At 44.7% G+C, this 16,199-nt stretch carries 15 protein-coding genes; 3 read left to right on the top strand and 12 right to left on the bottom strand.

What is annotated here, in order from left to right:
• Nucleotide 1: 1 nt before the first annotated feature.
• From Q7A_RS09640 to Q7A_RS09680, 9 genes are all read right to left on the bottom strand, one after another.
• Nucleotides 2-340 (bottom strand): cupredoxin domain-containing protein, encoded by a 339-nt coding sequence (locus Q7A_RS09640; RefSeq protein WP_014707164.1) that lies wholly within the window; start codon nt 338-340, stop codon nt 2-4.
• Nucleotides 337-1,662: an ATP-binding protein gene (locus Q7A_RS09645; RefSeq protein ID WP_014707165.1), complete on the bottom strand. Its 1,326-nt coding sequence runs from the start codon at nt 1,660-1,662 to the stop codon at nt 337-339. Before Q7A_RS09645 ends, Q7A_RS09640 begins: the two co-directional genes overlap by 4 nt.
• Nucleotides 1,659-2,318, bottom strand: coding sequence for a response regulator (locus Q7A_RS09650; RefSeq protein ID WP_014707166.1), 660 nt, complete (start codon nt 2,316-2,318; stop codon nt 1,659-1,661). The genes Q7A_RS09645 and Q7A_RS09650 overlap by 4 nt, the downstream gene beginning before the upstream one ends.
• Nucleotides 2,299-2,967, bottom strand: coding sequence for a tetratricopeptide repeat protein (locus tag Q7A_RS09655; protein WP_014707167.1), 669 nt, complete (start codon nt 2,965-2,967; stop codon nt 2,299-2,301). Before Q7A_RS09655 ends, Q7A_RS09650 begins: the two co-directional genes overlap by 20 nt.
• Complete coding sequence (locus tag Q7A_RS09660) at nt 2,964-3,776, bottom strand: SDR family oxidoreductase (RefSeq protein ID WP_014707168.1); 813 nt, start codon at nt 3,774-3,776, stop codon at nt 2,964-2,966. The genes Q7A_RS09655 and Q7A_RS09660 overlap by 4 nt, the downstream gene beginning before the upstream one ends.
• Nucleotides 3,773-4,420 (bottom strand): TenA family transcriptional regulator, encoded by a 648-nt coding sequence (locus Q7A_RS09665; RefSeq protein WP_014707169.1) that lies wholly within the window; start codon nt 4,418-4,420, stop codon nt 3,773-3,775. Before Q7A_RS09665 ends, Q7A_RS09660 begins: the two co-directional genes overlap by 4 nt.
• The gene (locus Q7A_RS09670; protein WP_014707170.1) at nt 4,407-5,885 is read right to left on the bottom strand and encodes an AMP-binding protein; all 1,479 of its coding nucleotides are present in this window, start codon (nt 5,883-5,885) and stop codon (nt 4,407-4,409) included. The genes Q7A_RS09665 and Q7A_RS09670 overlap by 14 nt, the downstream gene beginning before the upstream one ends.
• A complete protein-coding gene (locus Q7A_RS09675) occupies nt 5,882-6,577 on the bottom strand; it encodes a thermostable hemolysin (RefSeq protein WP_014707171.1) in 696 nt (231 codons plus the stop codon). The genes Q7A_RS09670 and Q7A_RS09675 overlap by 4 nt, the downstream gene beginning before the upstream one ends.
• A gap of 192 nt (nt 6,578-6,769) precedes the next feature.
• A complete protein-coding gene (locus Q7A_RS09680; RefSeq protein WP_014707172.1) occupies nt 6,770-6,982 on the bottom strand; it encodes a hypothetical protein in 213 nt (70 codons plus the stop codon).
• Nucleotides 6,983-7,198: 216 nt separating this feature from the next.
• Here Q7A_RS09680 and dauA point away from each other — a divergent pair, with 216 nt between their 5' ends.
• On the top strand, nt 7,199-8,947 hold the full coding sequence (gene dauA / locus Q7A_RS09685; RefSeq protein ID WP_014707173.1) for a C4-dicarboxylic acid transporter DauA: 1,749 nt from the start codon (nt 7,199-7,201) through the stop codon (nt 8,945-8,947).
• A gap of 156 nt (nt 8,948-9,103) precedes the next feature.
• On the opposite strand, the gene Q7A_RS09690 is transcribed toward dauA, so the two are convergent.
• The 3 genes from Q7A_RS09690 to Q7A_RS09705 all read right to left on the bottom strand — a co-directional run bounded on the left by Q7A_RS09690 (nt 9,104) and on the right by Q7A_RS09705 (nt 13,070).
• A complete protein-coding gene (locus Q7A_RS09690; protein WP_238595900.1) occupies nt 9,104-11,080 on the bottom strand; it encodes an LTA synthase family protein in 1,977 nt (658 codons plus the stop codon).
• Nucleotides 11,080-11,451 carry a diacylglycerol kinase gene (locus tag Q7A_RS09695; protein ID WP_041354517.1) on the bottom strand — a complete coding sequence of 124 codons (372 nt, stop codon included), beginning with the start codon at nt 11,449-11,451 and terminating at the stop codon, nt 11,080-11,082. Before Q7A_RS09695 ends, Q7A_RS09690 begins: the two co-directional genes overlap by 1 nt.
• A gap of 647 nt (nt 11,452-12,098) precedes the next feature.
• Nucleotides 12,099-13,070 (bottom strand): glutathione S-transferase family protein, encoded by a 972-nt coding sequence (locus tag Q7A_RS09705; protein WP_014707176.1) that lies wholly within the window; start codon nt 13,068-13,070, stop codon nt 12,099-12,101.
• Nucleotides 13,071-13,148: 78 nt separating this feature from the next.
• Between Q7A_RS09705 and Q7A_RS09710 the strand changes: the two genes are divergently transcribed.
• Together Q7A_RS09710 and secD are read left to right on the top strand one after the other, a co-directional pair.
• Complete coding sequence (locus Q7A_RS09710; protein ID WP_014707177.1) at nt 13,149-13,550, top strand: hypothetical protein; 402 nt, start codon at nt 13,149-13,151, stop codon at nt 13,548-13,550.
• Nucleotides 13,551-13,605: 55 nt separating this feature from the next.
• Nucleotides 13,606-16,125, top strand: coding sequence for a protein translocase subunit SecD (gene secD, locus Q7A_RS09715; RefSeq protein ID WP_014707178.1), 2,520 nt, complete (start codon nt 13,606-13,608; stop codon nt 16,123-16,125).
• Nucleotides 16,126-16,199 lie beyond the last annotated feature (74 nt).

A 16,199-nucleotide genomic window follows, 5' to 3' on the forward strand; every position in this document is an offset into this window, starting at 1 on the left:
GTTATTCCCCACTTCCGTTGGCAATAATTTTGCCTTGAGCTGTTTTAGGAAAAAACTCGCCAAAAAATGGATAAATGCCGGGTGGTAACGGCCCGACAAAAATAATCGCCTGGGTATTTCCCGGAATCACTTTTTCGCGGTTGAGTTCATAGCTTTCAAATTCTTCGGGCGTTGCATCTTGATTTTTGACCAATAATTTAACCTTGGTATTGGCTGGAATAACCAGTTCATCAGGATAAAACAGATGATCTTTTATCAAGATCTCAAATACTGGTGGTGCAGCATAACTATTCAATGGAATCAGCAGGATAGCCATGCATATAAAAAAATATTTCATCATGTATTGAACGCCACAGGAAAATCAATCACGACCTTGAGGCCACTCCCAAAGGTAGACTGGGTGAGTTTAATATCGGCATGATGCATGTCGATAATATGTCGAACAATGGCCAGTCCCAGACCACACCCTGGTAATTGCAGATCACTGTTTTCGTTCTGGTACCGATAAAACCGGTCAAAAATACGTTCATACTGGTCCGGTGGAATTCCTGGTCCATCATCTTCAACGGTTAATCGCACACCTTTTTCAGTCTGATGGACATGAATCACGATATGCCCATTTGTTGGCGCATATTTGCTGGCATTGTTCAGCAGGTTCTGTAATAGCGTTTCCAATGCAAACATATGGCCTTGGATAATGACTGAATCACCAATCAATTCAATATGTTGCTGGCGTTTGTCAAATTGCTGATAATCACGGGCAATCACATCGCTGGTCAATTTATACAGATCAATTGATTCAGCTTTTGCGGCAATTTGTTCAGGTGCTGTTCGATACAACATAAGGATTTGGTTAACCAGATGGCCCATTCTATCAACAGCTGCCTGCATGAGTTGCCAGTCTTCAGTGTTGACGCCATAGGTTTGTCGCAGATTATGTAAATGAATCTGTAAGGCACTGATGGGCGTTCGTAATTCATGTGCCGCATCAGCAGCAAATCGTTGCTCGCGTTGAAAACTCTGGTCTAACCGCCAGAACAACTGGTTAATAATTTTAACCAATTGGTTCATTTCTTTTGGCAAGTCAGCCAGTTCAATCGGCCTTAAATCATCAGCCTGTTTACTGGCAAGTTGTCTGGAAAGATTTTTTAACGGTTTTAACCCCGTCCCGATAAGCCACCAGATTAAAATGGCAGCGATGACGATGCCAAAAAATGCCGGCAAAATGGTTGCTAAAACAATATCTTCGGCCATAGAGCTGCGAACATCACTACGCTCACCAACGATAATCCACCGTTGGAATTGGGGATCGGGATAAACATAGTTATGCCAACGAAAGCCCTTAAAATTTACATCATAAAAGCCTTTTTCAAAACGACTCAGCGCGATATGGGGCGCTGTGTCGGATCGCGTTAACAATTGCCCGTTGGCATCCCATATTTGAAAAAACAGATAATCACTGGTGGGTCTTTGAGCAGAATCGGCAGTGGTTTGAGCAACATGTGTTGATGCAATTAACTCAGCGGTGTTCACCAACCGTTCATCAAATAAGCCTTGTGCGGTTTCGATACTGGACTGGTAGCCTTTCAGCAAGGACACAAACATCACCAATATCAACGTGGCGACCAATATCAGCAGTAAATACAGTCGGATAGATTTCATTGATTACTGATTTGATAGCCTACACCGCGAATGGTTTTGATAAACCCTTCCGGAAGTTTTTTGCGTAAATGATGCACATGTACCTCAACAGCATTACTTGCTACCTCCTCTCCCCAACTGTAAAGCTTGGATTCAAGACTGTCTCGAGTCTGCACCCGTCCGACATTCTCCATCAGGATTTTCAGTAACATAAATTCGCGACGCGGTAACTCAACCAGGGCATCATCGACTTTTAACTGCATGGTTTTGTTATCAAGACTGACGGGGCCAATCTGCAATGCGGCATGTTGCTGGCTGCTCAGACGACGTTCAAAAACTCTTAACCTGGCCAGCAGTTCGTCGATATCAAATGGTTTGGCCAGATAATCATCAGCACCGGCATCCAGCCCAATAACCCGATCATTGATGCTGCCTCGAGCCGTTAATACCAATATTGGTAAGCTTGCATTCACCTTACGGATCTCTGCCAATACCGCTGTACCATCCATGTCCGGTAAGCCCAGATCAAGGATCACGATATCCGGAGCAGCGGTTTTAATACTGTTAATTGCCTGACGGCCCAAGCTTAAATGATTGACGGTAAAACGGTCATGGCGCAGCGAACGCATAAGTCCCTGCGCCAATGACAGATCGTCTTCAATTAGCAGTATTTGCATCGATTTGGTCATTCATATGTGTGCTCACTTCAGCCAACGCCTTGTCGATTTCCAGTAAACGGCCTTTATCTGCCAGTGGTCTATCTGCTCTGGGAGCCGCTTTTTTAGCAAATAACAGATAAGACTCAGCTTGTTTATAGTGTTTTTCATCCATTAAAAACAACGCATAAAAGTAATTACTATCAATACCTTGCGGATTTAATCTCAAGGCATTTTTTAGTAACTTTTCTGCTGTCGCCTTATCCCCGAAACCTAATGGCCAACCAGGTACTTTGTAGTACAAAGTCCCCAACGTAGTATAGGCCGAACCATTCAATGCCTGTTTATCAATTTCAATCGCTTTTTCCAAATCGGCTTTGGCTGTTTTTGCCATGGATAACGCACTCAGGCCGCCTTTAATACCAGCATAGCTGGCATAAATTATCCCTCGCCAGATTAAAACATCGGGTTGTTGTGGCGACTGTTTTTTGATGGCATCCGCCTTTTTAATTAAGGATTCAAAGGCCTCAATCTGCTGTTTGTCGGTTAATTCATAATTGGCATGTTCCCAGCCGGATTGTAAAGGCAATGCCCCAGGTGATATTGCCTGGGCAGATAAACTGATAATCCCGAATACCAAGCTATAAAAAGTCATATATGCTTTTTTCATTTTGTTGCTCCTGTCCAATAACGTTGAATCACGGGGAGTTTTTTGGCGAGACCTTGATCTATCCATCGACTATTAATTGAATTCAGGCAACCGAAAAAGCGTTCCGGCCAGCCTAAAAACTGCTCACTAAGGTGGGTTTGTTGAAAAAACTCGATAAACTGGTTGGCGACACTTTCAACACTATCACTTTGATTTCCCAGAGCTTTATTCATCGCTGTCACGTTGTCATCATTCATTGCGGTGCTAATGGTTCGTGGTGCAAACAAACGAACCGTAATAGTGGTATCCACCAATTCACGACGCATCGCTTCGGTAAAACCTCGCAGACCAAATTTGCAGGCGCTGTAAACACTGAATCCTGGAAAGCCCAATCGGCTGAATGCCGAACCGATATTGATGATCTGCGCTTTATCTGCTTTTCCCAGTACCGGTAGTAATAAACGGGTTAATTCGATTGGTACCATTAAGTTGGTGATGAGCATCTTCTGAATGTTGGTTTCATTCATCTGTTTGAGCGGACCGAAATGATTGCTGGCCGCATTATTAATTAAGGCATCAATTCCACGGGAAAACTGTTGGCAATATGCAACTACGGCCTGTCTTCCTGAACTGGTGGTCAAATCGCCGGCAATGCAGTGGTGCTGACCACCCAAAGCGTGGTTAAGCTGTTCCAGCTGAATATGATTTCGTCCACACAAAACCAATAACACACCCTGAGCAGACAACGCTTTTGCCAGTGCTGATCCCAGACCTCCGGTTGCACCAGTCAAGACGATAGTGACGGCCTGCGAATTCAGTGGAGTATTCATAAAGTGAGACTCCGGAAAATATCACCATACAACCGATAAAACATTTTGCTGCTGTGAATTATCTGTTGTTGGGCAAGCGGATCATCAATTCGATTCATCAAGCCTTCGAAAAACTTCACATGCTCCTGATCCAGCGCACCATGCGAACGTAAATAACTAAAAGCATTGTCTGGTAAAAATAAAGCGTTCTGAATCGCTGTCGCCGCATTATCTGCGGTAGCAATACTGGTGCCCTCAAGTACATGAACCATGCCAAAAAATCCCAGTGGGTTGACGCGGAAAACCGTATCGTATGCATAGGCCACCATCAGCTCGGTAGCAGAATTTGGACGACTGTTTCGCACCAATTCTTTATCATGACCGCAGGCGGCTATATCATTCAGAATCCACTCCTGATGTCCGAGCTCTTCCTCGATATATTCCGCAACGGCTTCCCGTAACCACTCATAGTGTTCAGGCAATTGTGAGCCCACTGCCATCAGTAATGGAACGGTATGTTTTACGTGGTGATAGGCCTGCGTTAAAAATCCGATATAAAGCTCCAGCGTCACGTCTCCACGCATTGCCTGATCGATAATCGGGGCTGTAAATAAATGTTGTCGTTCAACATCTGTCTGCTGGCAGAGTGTGTCAAAAAATCCCATACTGTGGCTCCTGATAGATGGATTCCAATTCATTTTGAAAATAATTAAAAATTCGATCGCGTCTGGGTCGACCATTGGCTGTGAGTAGTCCAGCTTTTGCTGTTAACGGCTGTTCGAGACGCTGCCATTGGGTAATTTGTGCGTAGGCTGGAAGCTTTTTATTAACCTGTAATAGCCAGTTTTCAAGTTCGGCATCGCTCAAGCGGGTATGAATCAATGCAGTGCAATAGGGTTTAGCATCACCAAACAAGACACATTGCATGATTTCAGGGTGAGCCAGAGCCTCACTTTCGACCCACTCAGGATTGATATTTCGGCCATAACTGGAAATCAGTAACTGTTTTTTGCGACCGTGAATGACTAAAAACCCATCCTGATCCAGATAGCCCATATCGCCGGTAGATACCGTATTTAGCTGGGGCATAGCCGTACCGATATACCCCAGAAAGGCATTACCGTTAACCACGATTTCACCCTCTTCAATCTGGATGACGACATGTGGCAATACCTTGCCAGCTGTTCCAGGCTTATCATGTGTTGGCGTATTGAGACTGACCACTGAACTACATTCAGACAAGCCATATCCCTCATACACAGGTAGGCCAAACTTGCGAGCACGTTCAATCATTTCGCTGGCAACGCGGCTTCCCCCTACCGCAATAAATCGTATGGATTCTGGTGGCTTCCATCCCTGTTCAGCAGCTAGTAATAATGCCGACAATAGTTCCGGAACCAGAATCAGACTTTCTGGTTGATAATGGGAAAGTGTGGTCAGCAATTGATAAAGCTTACCTGACAGGCTACCGGAAAAACCAGTTTCCTCCATGCTGAGCAATATGACCTCTCCACCACTTAATAACGGTGTGTAAAGTCCTGCAATATTTTCCAGTAATGTGCTTAATGGAAGTAATGCCAGATGTCGAACATTTTGCATTTGCAGAACGGTTAATAAACTCTGACAGACCTGATATTGATTGTCGTTACTCAGGCATACCCCTTTTGGGTCAGCAGTTGATCCAGAAGTGAAGGTAATTTTTGCTGTGCCAGGCGGTAATGCGATGACTGAGGTATTTAGGCAGGCTGTAAAGGTCATCATCAGACTTTTTACAAAGTGACTTTCACCCAGAAAATTGTTATCGATCATTAGCGGGCGGTCATGAATCAGCCCAATAGCCCCCGCACTCTGCAAGGCGTGTTGAAGTTGATCTGGGGTAAAAAATAAGGGCAATGGCAATAAAATGACTCCGGCGCGCTGTGCTGCCAGATCCATAATCAACCATTGCACGCTGTTATCAGCCAGCAAACCAATAACCTGATGTTGATATTGAATTAATTCAGCAGCAACCGCTTCAACCTGTTGCATCAGCTGTTGACGTGTCCGTTGCTGAACGCCATCTAGCACACAAATCTTGTCAGGCTGTTCAACGGCAAGTTTTTCAAAGGCTTGTAAAATTTTGCTGTTCATTGACGAATCATCGTTGCCGTGTTTTCCACAAAATCCTTATAGGTTTCCAATAATGATTGAATCACCTGATGTTGGCGCAGATGTGCGATAGCCGTCGCCAGGTGACCGGCCAATACCATAGGTTGATGCTGGTAATAACTGCCCCACTGTTGGGTTTTATCAATCAAACGTTGGGGATCAGCATCACCTAAGATGATGGTTGAGAGTTGTAGTCGGGCAATCAGATGCCTGACCTGACGGGTTGCCGTAAATACCACCCACTTATAGTTGGCCTGGGCTAATACGGCTGTCAGTAAAATAAATAATATTGGACTGCCGCTATTAAAACTGGCTGCCAAATTACCTATTTCGACCATGTCTGACCGTCTGGTGAGGACACCATGCAATTTCAGCGTGTGTTCAACAGATTGAGAAAGATACTGTTCAAGAAACAAAGGTTGCTGTTGAACCGGTTGAAAACCAATAGCCGAATCAATTGCCTCATCCATATGACTGACTAGAAAATACGGCAGGAAATGGTGGATTTCAGCTCCGAAAGTGTCATTAAAACGCTCACTGATAAAGGCGTGTACCTTCAAGTGATCAATTGACTGTTTATCAATTAATGACAGTGATTTATGGGGAAACAACAATCGTTGTTGCCAATGTTTTGCTGTGGTTTGTGTCGCAGTCTTTAATTTGGTGGCAACCATAAATCATCTCCTGATGTTTATGGTTGCCTAGAATAGAGTCGGATACTTAAGAAAAACTTAAGCTATTTTTAAATCAAACTGGATGGAAAAATACAGGCTATACGGAATATCTGGTTGGTTTCTTATGATCAAAGCCAACCTCCTACTCCAAGCTTCACCAGATTTTATGGTTGATTGAGTATGGGATTATAACTATTTGTGTAAGGGCTCTGAATCAGCTTGAAGTATTTTTCCATCTTTGGTCAATTCAGTTTGATAATCCTCCCCATGCTTATGTAAATAATCACGTATCAGTTGCCGAACCACTTGCGAAGGAGTCAAATCCTGTAAAGCACAAAGTTTCTCAAAGGTCCGTTTTTTTTGTGGATCTATGAGCAGTGTGAGTCGAGCGGTTTTCTTTTCCATAAAGTATTCTCCCATGACATTAACATCTAATGTTAATGTTAGATTTTTATTATCGCAATCTAAAGCATAAATTCCTCATGAGATATCATGTCTGATGGTTGCTTATTATCATTGTAATTATATGTTAATCTAATTAACATATCGTGACCGCCGTCTAAGCCATGTGCTTCATTTGACTTTTCTCTGGCGCGGGGGCATTTCAGCGAGGGCTATCGTATGTCGCGCCATAGATTTGCAGTTAACCTACCCAGCATCTCCACAGGCCTTCGCGCCGCGTGGCGGGATGGTTATGGTCCAACAGATTTACGCAAGGATGTGATGGCTGGCCTCACCATTGGTACCGTGGCTGTGCCACTGTCGATGGCTTTGGCGATTGCAACCGGCGTCCCGCCTCAACATGGTCTCTACACAGCGATTGTAGCTGGAGCTATCATCGCGCTGACCGGCGGTGCTCGTTTCAATGTCTCAGGCCCGACAGCAGCGTTTGTCGTTATCCTTTTCCCGATTGTTCAGCAGTATGGACTTGGCGGTTTGCTTATAGCATCGATGATGGCCGGCGTTATCTTGGTAATGCTTGGCATCACCCGTATGGGCCGACTGATTCAATTTATTCCCTACCCGGTAGTGCTTGGCTTTACGGCTGGTATTGCTGTTGTCATTGCTGTGTTACAGATCCCTGATTTTCTTGGACTGGAAACGGGGAAGCTTGGTGAACACTTTGTCGATAATGTGTCAGTTATTGTCACCTCGTTGCCTACTCTCAACCCCATAGAACTAAGCGTTGGAGCATTCACATTGATTGTCATGCTCTTATGGCCGCGTCTTCACATACCAATTCCTGCACCTCTTATCGGTTTAGTTGTCGGAGCACTTACAGCTTATGTCGTTAACCAATGGCTGGCTGGACAAGAGGCCGGGGCTGTCGTGGAGACGATAGCATCACGCTTTACCTGGGAAATAAACGGAGAAACAGGGAGTGGGATTCCACCTCTTCCACCAACGTTTATGGCGCCATGGCTCTTGCCGGGACCCGATGGCGAACCTTTGAAAATAAGTTTTGATTTGATCCGCGCACTTCTCGGTCCGGCTTTTGCAATTGCCATACTGGGTGCTATCGAGTCATTGTTATGCGCAGTTGTGGCTGACGGTTTGACGAAAAGCAAACACGATCCCAATGCTGAGTTAATTGGCCAGGGGTTGGGCAATATAGTTGCGCCACTTTTCGGTGGTATCACGGCAACCGCTGCTATTGCACGAACAGCAACCAACATACGTAGTGGCGCCCGTTCGCCAATTTCTGCAGTTATTCATGCGTTCGTTGTCCTGCTCGCTGTTATAGCACTCGCGGGGTTACTTGGTTTAGTGCCGATGGCAGCTCTCGCCGCGCTTCTCTTCATCATTGCCTGGAATATGAGCGAGGCAAGACATTTCCTGAATACCCTTCGTTCTGCTCCTCCTGGGGACGTGAGCATCCTCGTTATATGTTTTGGCCTCACCGTACTTTTTGATATGGTCCTGGCGGTAGCTGTTGGTATAGGACTGGCCGCTGCATTGTTCATCAGGCGAATGGCACTACTGACTCAAACAGATCAGATTGAAATTGACAATCATCCTACGATCCACGGACTTCCTGCGGAGGTGGCAGTTTATGACATCAATGGTCCGTTATTCTTTGGGGTTGCAGAAAAAGCACTTACAGCATTGCACCTAGTCGATCCAAAAGTTAAAACGGTCATTGTCGATATGCACGATGTACCTAGTCTTGATGGCACGGCCATTGTGGCGCTTCAATCATTAATTACGGAAATGAAAAGTAAGGGTATCGGACTAATTTTAGTAGGTTTGCGCACTAGGATGATAGTAAAGCTACGTCGAGCTGGGGTGCACAAGGTGGCCGGGTCATTGACGTACTGTCAAAATTTAGAACGAGCAAAATTTGTGGCGCTGCGTTGGAAGAAAGAATAAATCTAACAGTCATATCTTGGCATTGCGAATTGAATAGCTTCTCCCTTGCTGACACATTCTGAGTGCCTCATCCTGGACAGCAAACAAAAAGATACAATAAAAAGCTGAAAACTATCTGACGGAAAGTTTTCAGGCCTATACATTTACATCCTGTAATTAAGGCATTAAGTCAGTTCGACCCAGCGGCATATCATAGCGTTGTTCCCGATATAACCAGGATGGCAATAAAACATGCGCCAGCGCTTTGCGTTCATCTTCTGCAGATGCAGGCCCTACAATTTCCAGTTGACGGGACTTCGGTGAGTAATGTCCTTCAAGGGCAGTGTTTTGTGGCCTGAGCACCGTTACTTTTTCACCGTGCATTAATGCAAAATAATCAGCAAATTGCATCAATGCCCGACCAGTGGACTTCTGTTCACTATTGAGGCTTAAATCACGTCCAATCATCGGTGTTTCTGCGCTGATCCCCATTAAAGACAATAAGGTCGGTGGCATATCGATCTGACTAGCGACAGTGGTTATTTTCCGTGGCTGGATATCGGCGCCTAATATTAATCCGGGGATCTGAAACCGTTCGATAGGCACTAAAGCGTCACCAAACACATTCAAATCATGATCGGCAATCACCAGAAACAATGTGTCTTCCCAGTAATCACTTTGCATGGCTTTATCAAAAAACTGACCCAATGCATAATCGGCATATTTCACTGCATTGGTATTACTTTGTTTTACAGGGTTATCCAATTCAATACGACCATCCGGGAATTCATAGGGTGAATGATTACTGGAAGTGAATACCAGACTGAAATAAGGTTGCCCCTGAGCATTTTTTTGTTGCAATTGTTGATGAGTTTTATTCAGTAAATCCTCATCGGATACGCCCCAGCTGCCGGTAAAAACCGGATCGTCATAATCATGTTGATCAATCACCGATTCAAAGCCATTGCCAATAAAAAAACTCGCCATATTGTCAAAATGTGATTCACCTCCATAGATAAATTCGGTGAAGTAACCTCGCTGTTTGAGTAAATCGGCAATGGTAAAAAAGTTTTGTTGAGACAAAGAAAGCTTAACCACACTTCGAGCAGGAGTTGGCAAATAGCCACTGATTACCGCCTCAATACCTCTAACCGAACGTGTGCCGGTGGCATACAGCTGTTCAAACCACCAACCCTTTTGTTTCAGGCGTTCCAGTTGTGGAGTAACCGCATATTCACCACCAAGGGATTTAACAAATGTTGCACCGAGACTTTCTTGCAAGATAATCACCAGATTGAGTGGTTTATCGCGCTGAATAGTTGCCTGCCGGACATTCAAGGTGGGAAATTTACGCTGAGTATCTTCATCAATCCATGGATAATTTTCATGTAGTTCAGCCAGGATAGCTTCATCAGTCATCGTGCCATAAACTTCAGCAGCATTTGCTTCGTGCTGCATATTGTAAATCGCAAAATACACTGACCAGGCTGAGTTCAGCATAAGACTATTCACCATGGCATCCGGTGTCAGAGCAAAGCTGGACGGATTGGCAGGTCGATGACCAATAGACGATCGAATCATTAAAGCAAGTATCAGGATCAACAATGGCCAGGTAAGCCAAACTTTCCATAATGGCCAGGGTTTCTGATGAGTGTTCAGCCAGCGTTGCAATAGTTTCACTGCCACGCCGCCGGAGATAATGGTGAGTGTCAGTCCAATCAATAACGGCCAGCGAAATCCTTGCCAGAGTGTGGCAAAGACTTCTTTCGGATAACGCAGGTATTCTACAAATAAGCGGTTGGGACGCAGATCATACTGACTGATAAATGCTGGGGTTGATGCTTCCATAAAGCTGATAAGGACAATAACCAGTACGCCCCAAATCAGCACCAGATTTTGCCAAATCTTCCATCCCAATCGATTAGCCAGTAATGGCATGCCTAGCGCTAATGGCGCGATCAGCATACCTATCATAATCAAATCTGCACGAAGTCCTTGCCAGAAAACAGTGGGAAATGATGTTGCCGCAACCACCCTATCCCACTGCCATACTACTAAGCCAAGACGCGATAAACTCAGAATGACCAAGCCGCTGAGGAGCAGCTTGATAAATATCAGATAAGGGCCCAAAAAAGACTGTAATTTGCTCATCATCAGCCCCGCCCAATCAATGGCCACAAGACGGTTAGCCAGGTGGCCAGGGCGATAATGATGGCAATAAGCACCGCCAGAGAACCATAGTCCTTGGCTCGTCCCGATAGCAGATGAGGTTCGGGGCTAATACGATCAACAACGCACTCAATCGCTGAGTTCAGTACTTCAACCATCACCACAAGCAATAAAACCGTGATCATGGCCAGTCGTTCAACGGGTGATACATCGAAAAAGAAACTGCCAATGCCTGCAGTTAATAACAGCAGAAAGGCTTGTCGAAAAGCGATTTCATAACGCAGTGCAGCGAAAAGCCCCTGCATGGAATAACCAAAAGCATAAAGCAGCCGTTTGCATCCAGTATGTTTTTCCACAAAATTGCCCCATTACTCAAATGAGGCTAATGCTACGACGCCAATACTTAACGAAACCTTACGGAATTGAATTTTGTTTGATTCGTTAGTCTTTTTGGTTTGCAACTTGTCTGGATGTAAACAGCATCAATTATCCATCTCTGTTACGAGCTGAAAAAGCATCAATCAAGGCACGAGGAGCGCCTTTTGTGAGATACATCCATGTATCTCACCCCATTGGGGCTTGCGCTCAAAAACGTTTATCTCCATGGATGGAGTGTATGCAAAAGCAATGTCTGGAACATTGCTTGTCCTGACGTTTTTGTAGTTATTCTAAATAAGTGACGAGAAAGCTTCCGCATCCTGCTCACGCTCCTGACCTACATCCCTGTAGGCCACACAGAGTGGCGCTTTTTCAGTCACAACCCGCAGAGCTGGGACTATTTTTGCGGCCGCCTGCGTTGTATGAAAGACATCCCTGTATTTCACCGCTACGCGGCCAGCTAAGCTGTTCAAATGCGTTCCAGACTCATTTGTCAATCACTTATGTAGGGTGGCTACACTGCGTGCTTTCCGCCTTGTCGGACACAAAAATAGCCGCCAGCAGTGGTGGAGATGAAAGATCAATAAGCCCTAATTTCATGTTTTATCTTGCCACCACATATTGATTAGTTTCTTTTATGTGGTCTATCAAGATTTAATATCGGCCCGGCTGGAACTACGCCAGTCGGATTAATGGTTTTATGACTGCAGTAATAATGGGCTTTAATGTGCTGCATGTTTACCGTTTCTGCAACGCCCTGCCATTGATACAGTTCGCGAACATATTCAGAAAGGTTTGGATAATCTTCAATCTGTTTCAGGTTGCATTTGAAATGGCCGTGATATACGGCATCAAAACGAATCAATGTGGTAAACAATCGCCAATCTGCTTCGGTAAGATCATTACCGACTAAATAGCGATTTTTGCTCAGACGTTGTTCAACTTTATCAAGTGCGTCAAATAATGGATAAACCGCCTCTTCATAGGCCGGTTGTGTGGTGGCAAATCCGGCTTTATAAACGCCATTATTAATGTTGTCGTAAACATCATCATTAATGGCATCAATTTCCTGTCTTAACGCCTGAGGATAATAATCACCGGGTTTGGCACCAATCGAATCAAACGCATTGTTAAACATGCGAATAATTTCAGCCGATTCATTACTGACCATAACATTTTGCTGTTTGTCCCATAGCACCGGAACGGTGACTCGGCCACTATATTCTGGATCGGCTGTGGTATAAACCTGGTGTAAAAACTTGGCCTGATGTAGCGGATCTTGAATTACTCCTTCAGCAGCATCAAAAGTCCAACCGTGTTCCAGCATTAATGGATTCACCACGGATAATGAAATCATCTCGTCCAGACCTTTCAGCTTACGGAAGATCAGAGCGCGATGTGCCCATGGGCAAGCCAGAGAAACGTATAAATGATAGCGGCCCGCTTCTGCCTTAAAACCACCCCCTCCTGAGGGTCCAGGTTGGCCATCAGGAGTCACCCAATTGCGAAATTGTGATTTACTGCGAATAAATTTACCTTGATTGGAATCAGTTTCATACCAGCGATCAACCCACTGACCATCCATTAATAACCCCATAAAACACCTTCTTTATAAAATAGTTGACTGTTAAATTGGTGAAGCTCACAATTTGTGCACTTCACTACGAACAAATTCATGACCGCCCCATACACAGAACCTTTTGAACAGTATCGTGCCAAGTTATGGCAGCTGTGTGTGTTGTTTTTAGTACTCAATAGTCTAGCCTTCTCCAGTTGGGTCGATTTTCGTCAATCATGTTTTTCGGACCATTCAGGCTTTGTTGCTGAATATAGTCAGCTTACATTAGCCAATCATCGTGATAACTTCCGCTCACTGCTCGATATTGAAAATCTGGCAACGTCAAACACATTATCAGACGGTGATGGTGAGCACCATTGGTTAGTGTTTTCCAGCTTATTGTCTCTTCCTGTCGCGATACTGCTGCAGACTGATACCTTAGGTTATCTAACGTTTCTGATCCCCAGCAATGCCAAATATCATTTACCACTCAATCGCGCACCACCAAACCACTACTAATCCCACTGTTAAACCTCTTTTTGTTTAAAAACGAAGCTATCTTCGAGGATTATGTATGCGTTCCTTCTATTCACGGGCTATTGTATTCAGTCTGATTATTATTGTGGGCCTGCTTAGTGCATTGCCTAATGTGTTGCCAACGTCGACGACACAACATTTACCTTCCTGGTTTACCGACAATACCTTTAAATTAGGATTGGATCTTAGTGGTGGTTCCCATTTGCTGTTGCAGGTGGATATCGATGATTTACGGCTAAATGATCATCAGCAATTAGCTGAACAGATCACGGATGCTTTACGTAAAAAACGGATCTTTATTCAGCCTATTTCTGTATCGAAAAGCCATCTGGTCATCACACCGAAAGATCCTGCTCGTTTAGCGGAGATCAAACAACTTGTCCGGACCTTTGTTAAAGATCCCAAAGGCGGTTTGGCTTTGTTTTCGCTTGATGATGAGTCGAATAAACTTAGCATCACTCCGACCAAACTACATAGTGAAAAACTCACTAAAGATGCCGTTGAGCATAGTTTAAAAGTGGTTCGTCAGCGTCTGAACGAGAGTGGTCTGGTCGACCCGACTATTACCAAACAAGGTAGTGATGGCATTCTGGTGCAATTACCAGGTGTGGATGATCCAAGTTATATCCGTAGCCTGCTGGGAACCACTGCCAAAATGACCTTTCATTGGGCGGCAAATGCAGAGTCATCATCTGTTATTAAAGCGCAAGGTATGACAGAAGGTGAAGTCTATACTCTGGAAGAAAGGGTATCGCTTGAAGGTCAGCATATTAAGGATGCCAATCTGGTATTCAGTCAGGAAAATGGCCAGCCAGTGGTCAGTTTTGAGCTGGATAAAGAAGGTGCCCGGTTGTTTGGTGAAATGACCAAGAACAATATTGGTCGCTCTTTGGCAATTGTGTTGGATGATAAAGTTATTACCGCTCCGGTTATCCGCAGTGTAATTACCGGTGGCCGGGGAGAAATCAGCGGTTCTTTTACTGTGGCTGAAGCCAATGAACTTGCCTTGCTGTTACGTGCCGGTGCATTACCTGCTCCGCTAAATGTTATAGAAGAACGTACGGTGGGACCGGATTTAGGCAGTGATTCCATTTCGATGGGTATTACCACAGGTGTAATTGGCGCCATACTGGTGCTGATATTTATGCTGGGTATTTATGGCAGTTGGGGTTTGATTGCCAGTTTAAGTCTGACGCTCAATATCGGTTTGATTTTCGGTGTGCTGGGTGTATTAGGTGCGACACTGACACTGCCTGGGATTGCCGGAATTATTCTGAGTATAGGTATGGCGGTAGATGCCAATATCCTGATTAATGAGCGGATCCGTGAAGAAACCCGTCGTGGCAAACGTGCACTTATTGCTCTGGATGCCGGTTTCAGACGTGCTTACAGTACGATCCTGGACTCCAATATCACCTCATTGATTGCGATCAGTTTGTTGTTTATGTTTGGTAGTGGTCCGGTCAGAGGTTTTGCTGTGGCAATGGCCATTGGTCTGATTACTTCCATGTTTACCTCCATTTCATTTACTCGGTTATTGATGGAGTGGCGGGTCACAAAAATGCCTAAACAGGCTTTACTGGAAATTTCCGGTATTAAAAGTCTGGATCGGCTCAGCAATAGCAAGATCGATTTTATGCGAGGTCGGTTTGTTGGGATTACCGCTTCTGCTATTTTGTCATTGGCATCCATCGGCTTATTCTTCCAGCCGGGCCTGCATTATGGTATCGACTTTAGCGGTGGTACGGTGATGGAGGTAGCGGCGCCAAATACAGATGTGGAACAGCTTCGTCAGGCTTTACAAGACAAAGGTTTTTCGCAAGCTGCTATCCAAGAGTTTGGTGACGATGACTATTATCTGGTGCGTTTACCAATGGAAGGTGCTGAGCAGGTAGCCAGCGGCAAAACGGTCGAAGAAATCAAATCTGCGGTGACAGACATATCTGCTGAAGCCAGTTTCCCACGGGTTGAACTGGTTGGACCAAAGGTAAGTGATGATTTTCGCGATGCAACCATTCTTGCTATCGTTTTTGCTGGTTTTGGCATGCTGGCTTATTTGTGGATCCGCTTTGAATATCACTTTGCTTTAGCGGCCACATTAACCATTGGTCTGGATTTAACTAAAACCATTGGCTTTTTTGTACTAGCCGGGGTGGAATTTAATCTGACCGCGGTGGCGGCATTATTAGCATTAATTGGTTATTCGGTGAATGACAAAGTGGTGGTGTTTGACAGGGTGCGGGAAAATTTACGGTTAACCCCTGACAAACCGATGTTAGAGTTGCTAAATGAAAGTATCACTTCTACATTAACTCGTACGGTATTTACGTCAGTGACCACTTTTCTGGCATTGATCCCTATGGCTGTTGCCGGTGGCAGTGCTGTCGCCAGCTTTGCTTTGCCAATGCTATTTGGCATTGTGATTGGCACCAGTTCATCGGTGTTTATCGCAGCACCTATTGTGTTCTGGATGGGGCAACATCGCATGCGTAAAGGTCTGTCACAGCTACGTCCTTCTGCTGAAGAAATGCAAAAGAAACTGGACGCCATTATGTAGATAAATCGAGAATTGGCTTGTAACTTATTAATAATTATGACTTTATGGTGAGGTAACTCACCATAAGGCATTTA

The organism is Methylophaga nitratireducenticrescens (genome assembly GCF_000260985.4).
Lineage (GTDB): Bacteria > Pseudomonadota > Gammaproteobacteria > Nitrosococcales > Methylophagaceae > Methylophaga > Methylophaga nitratireducenticrescens.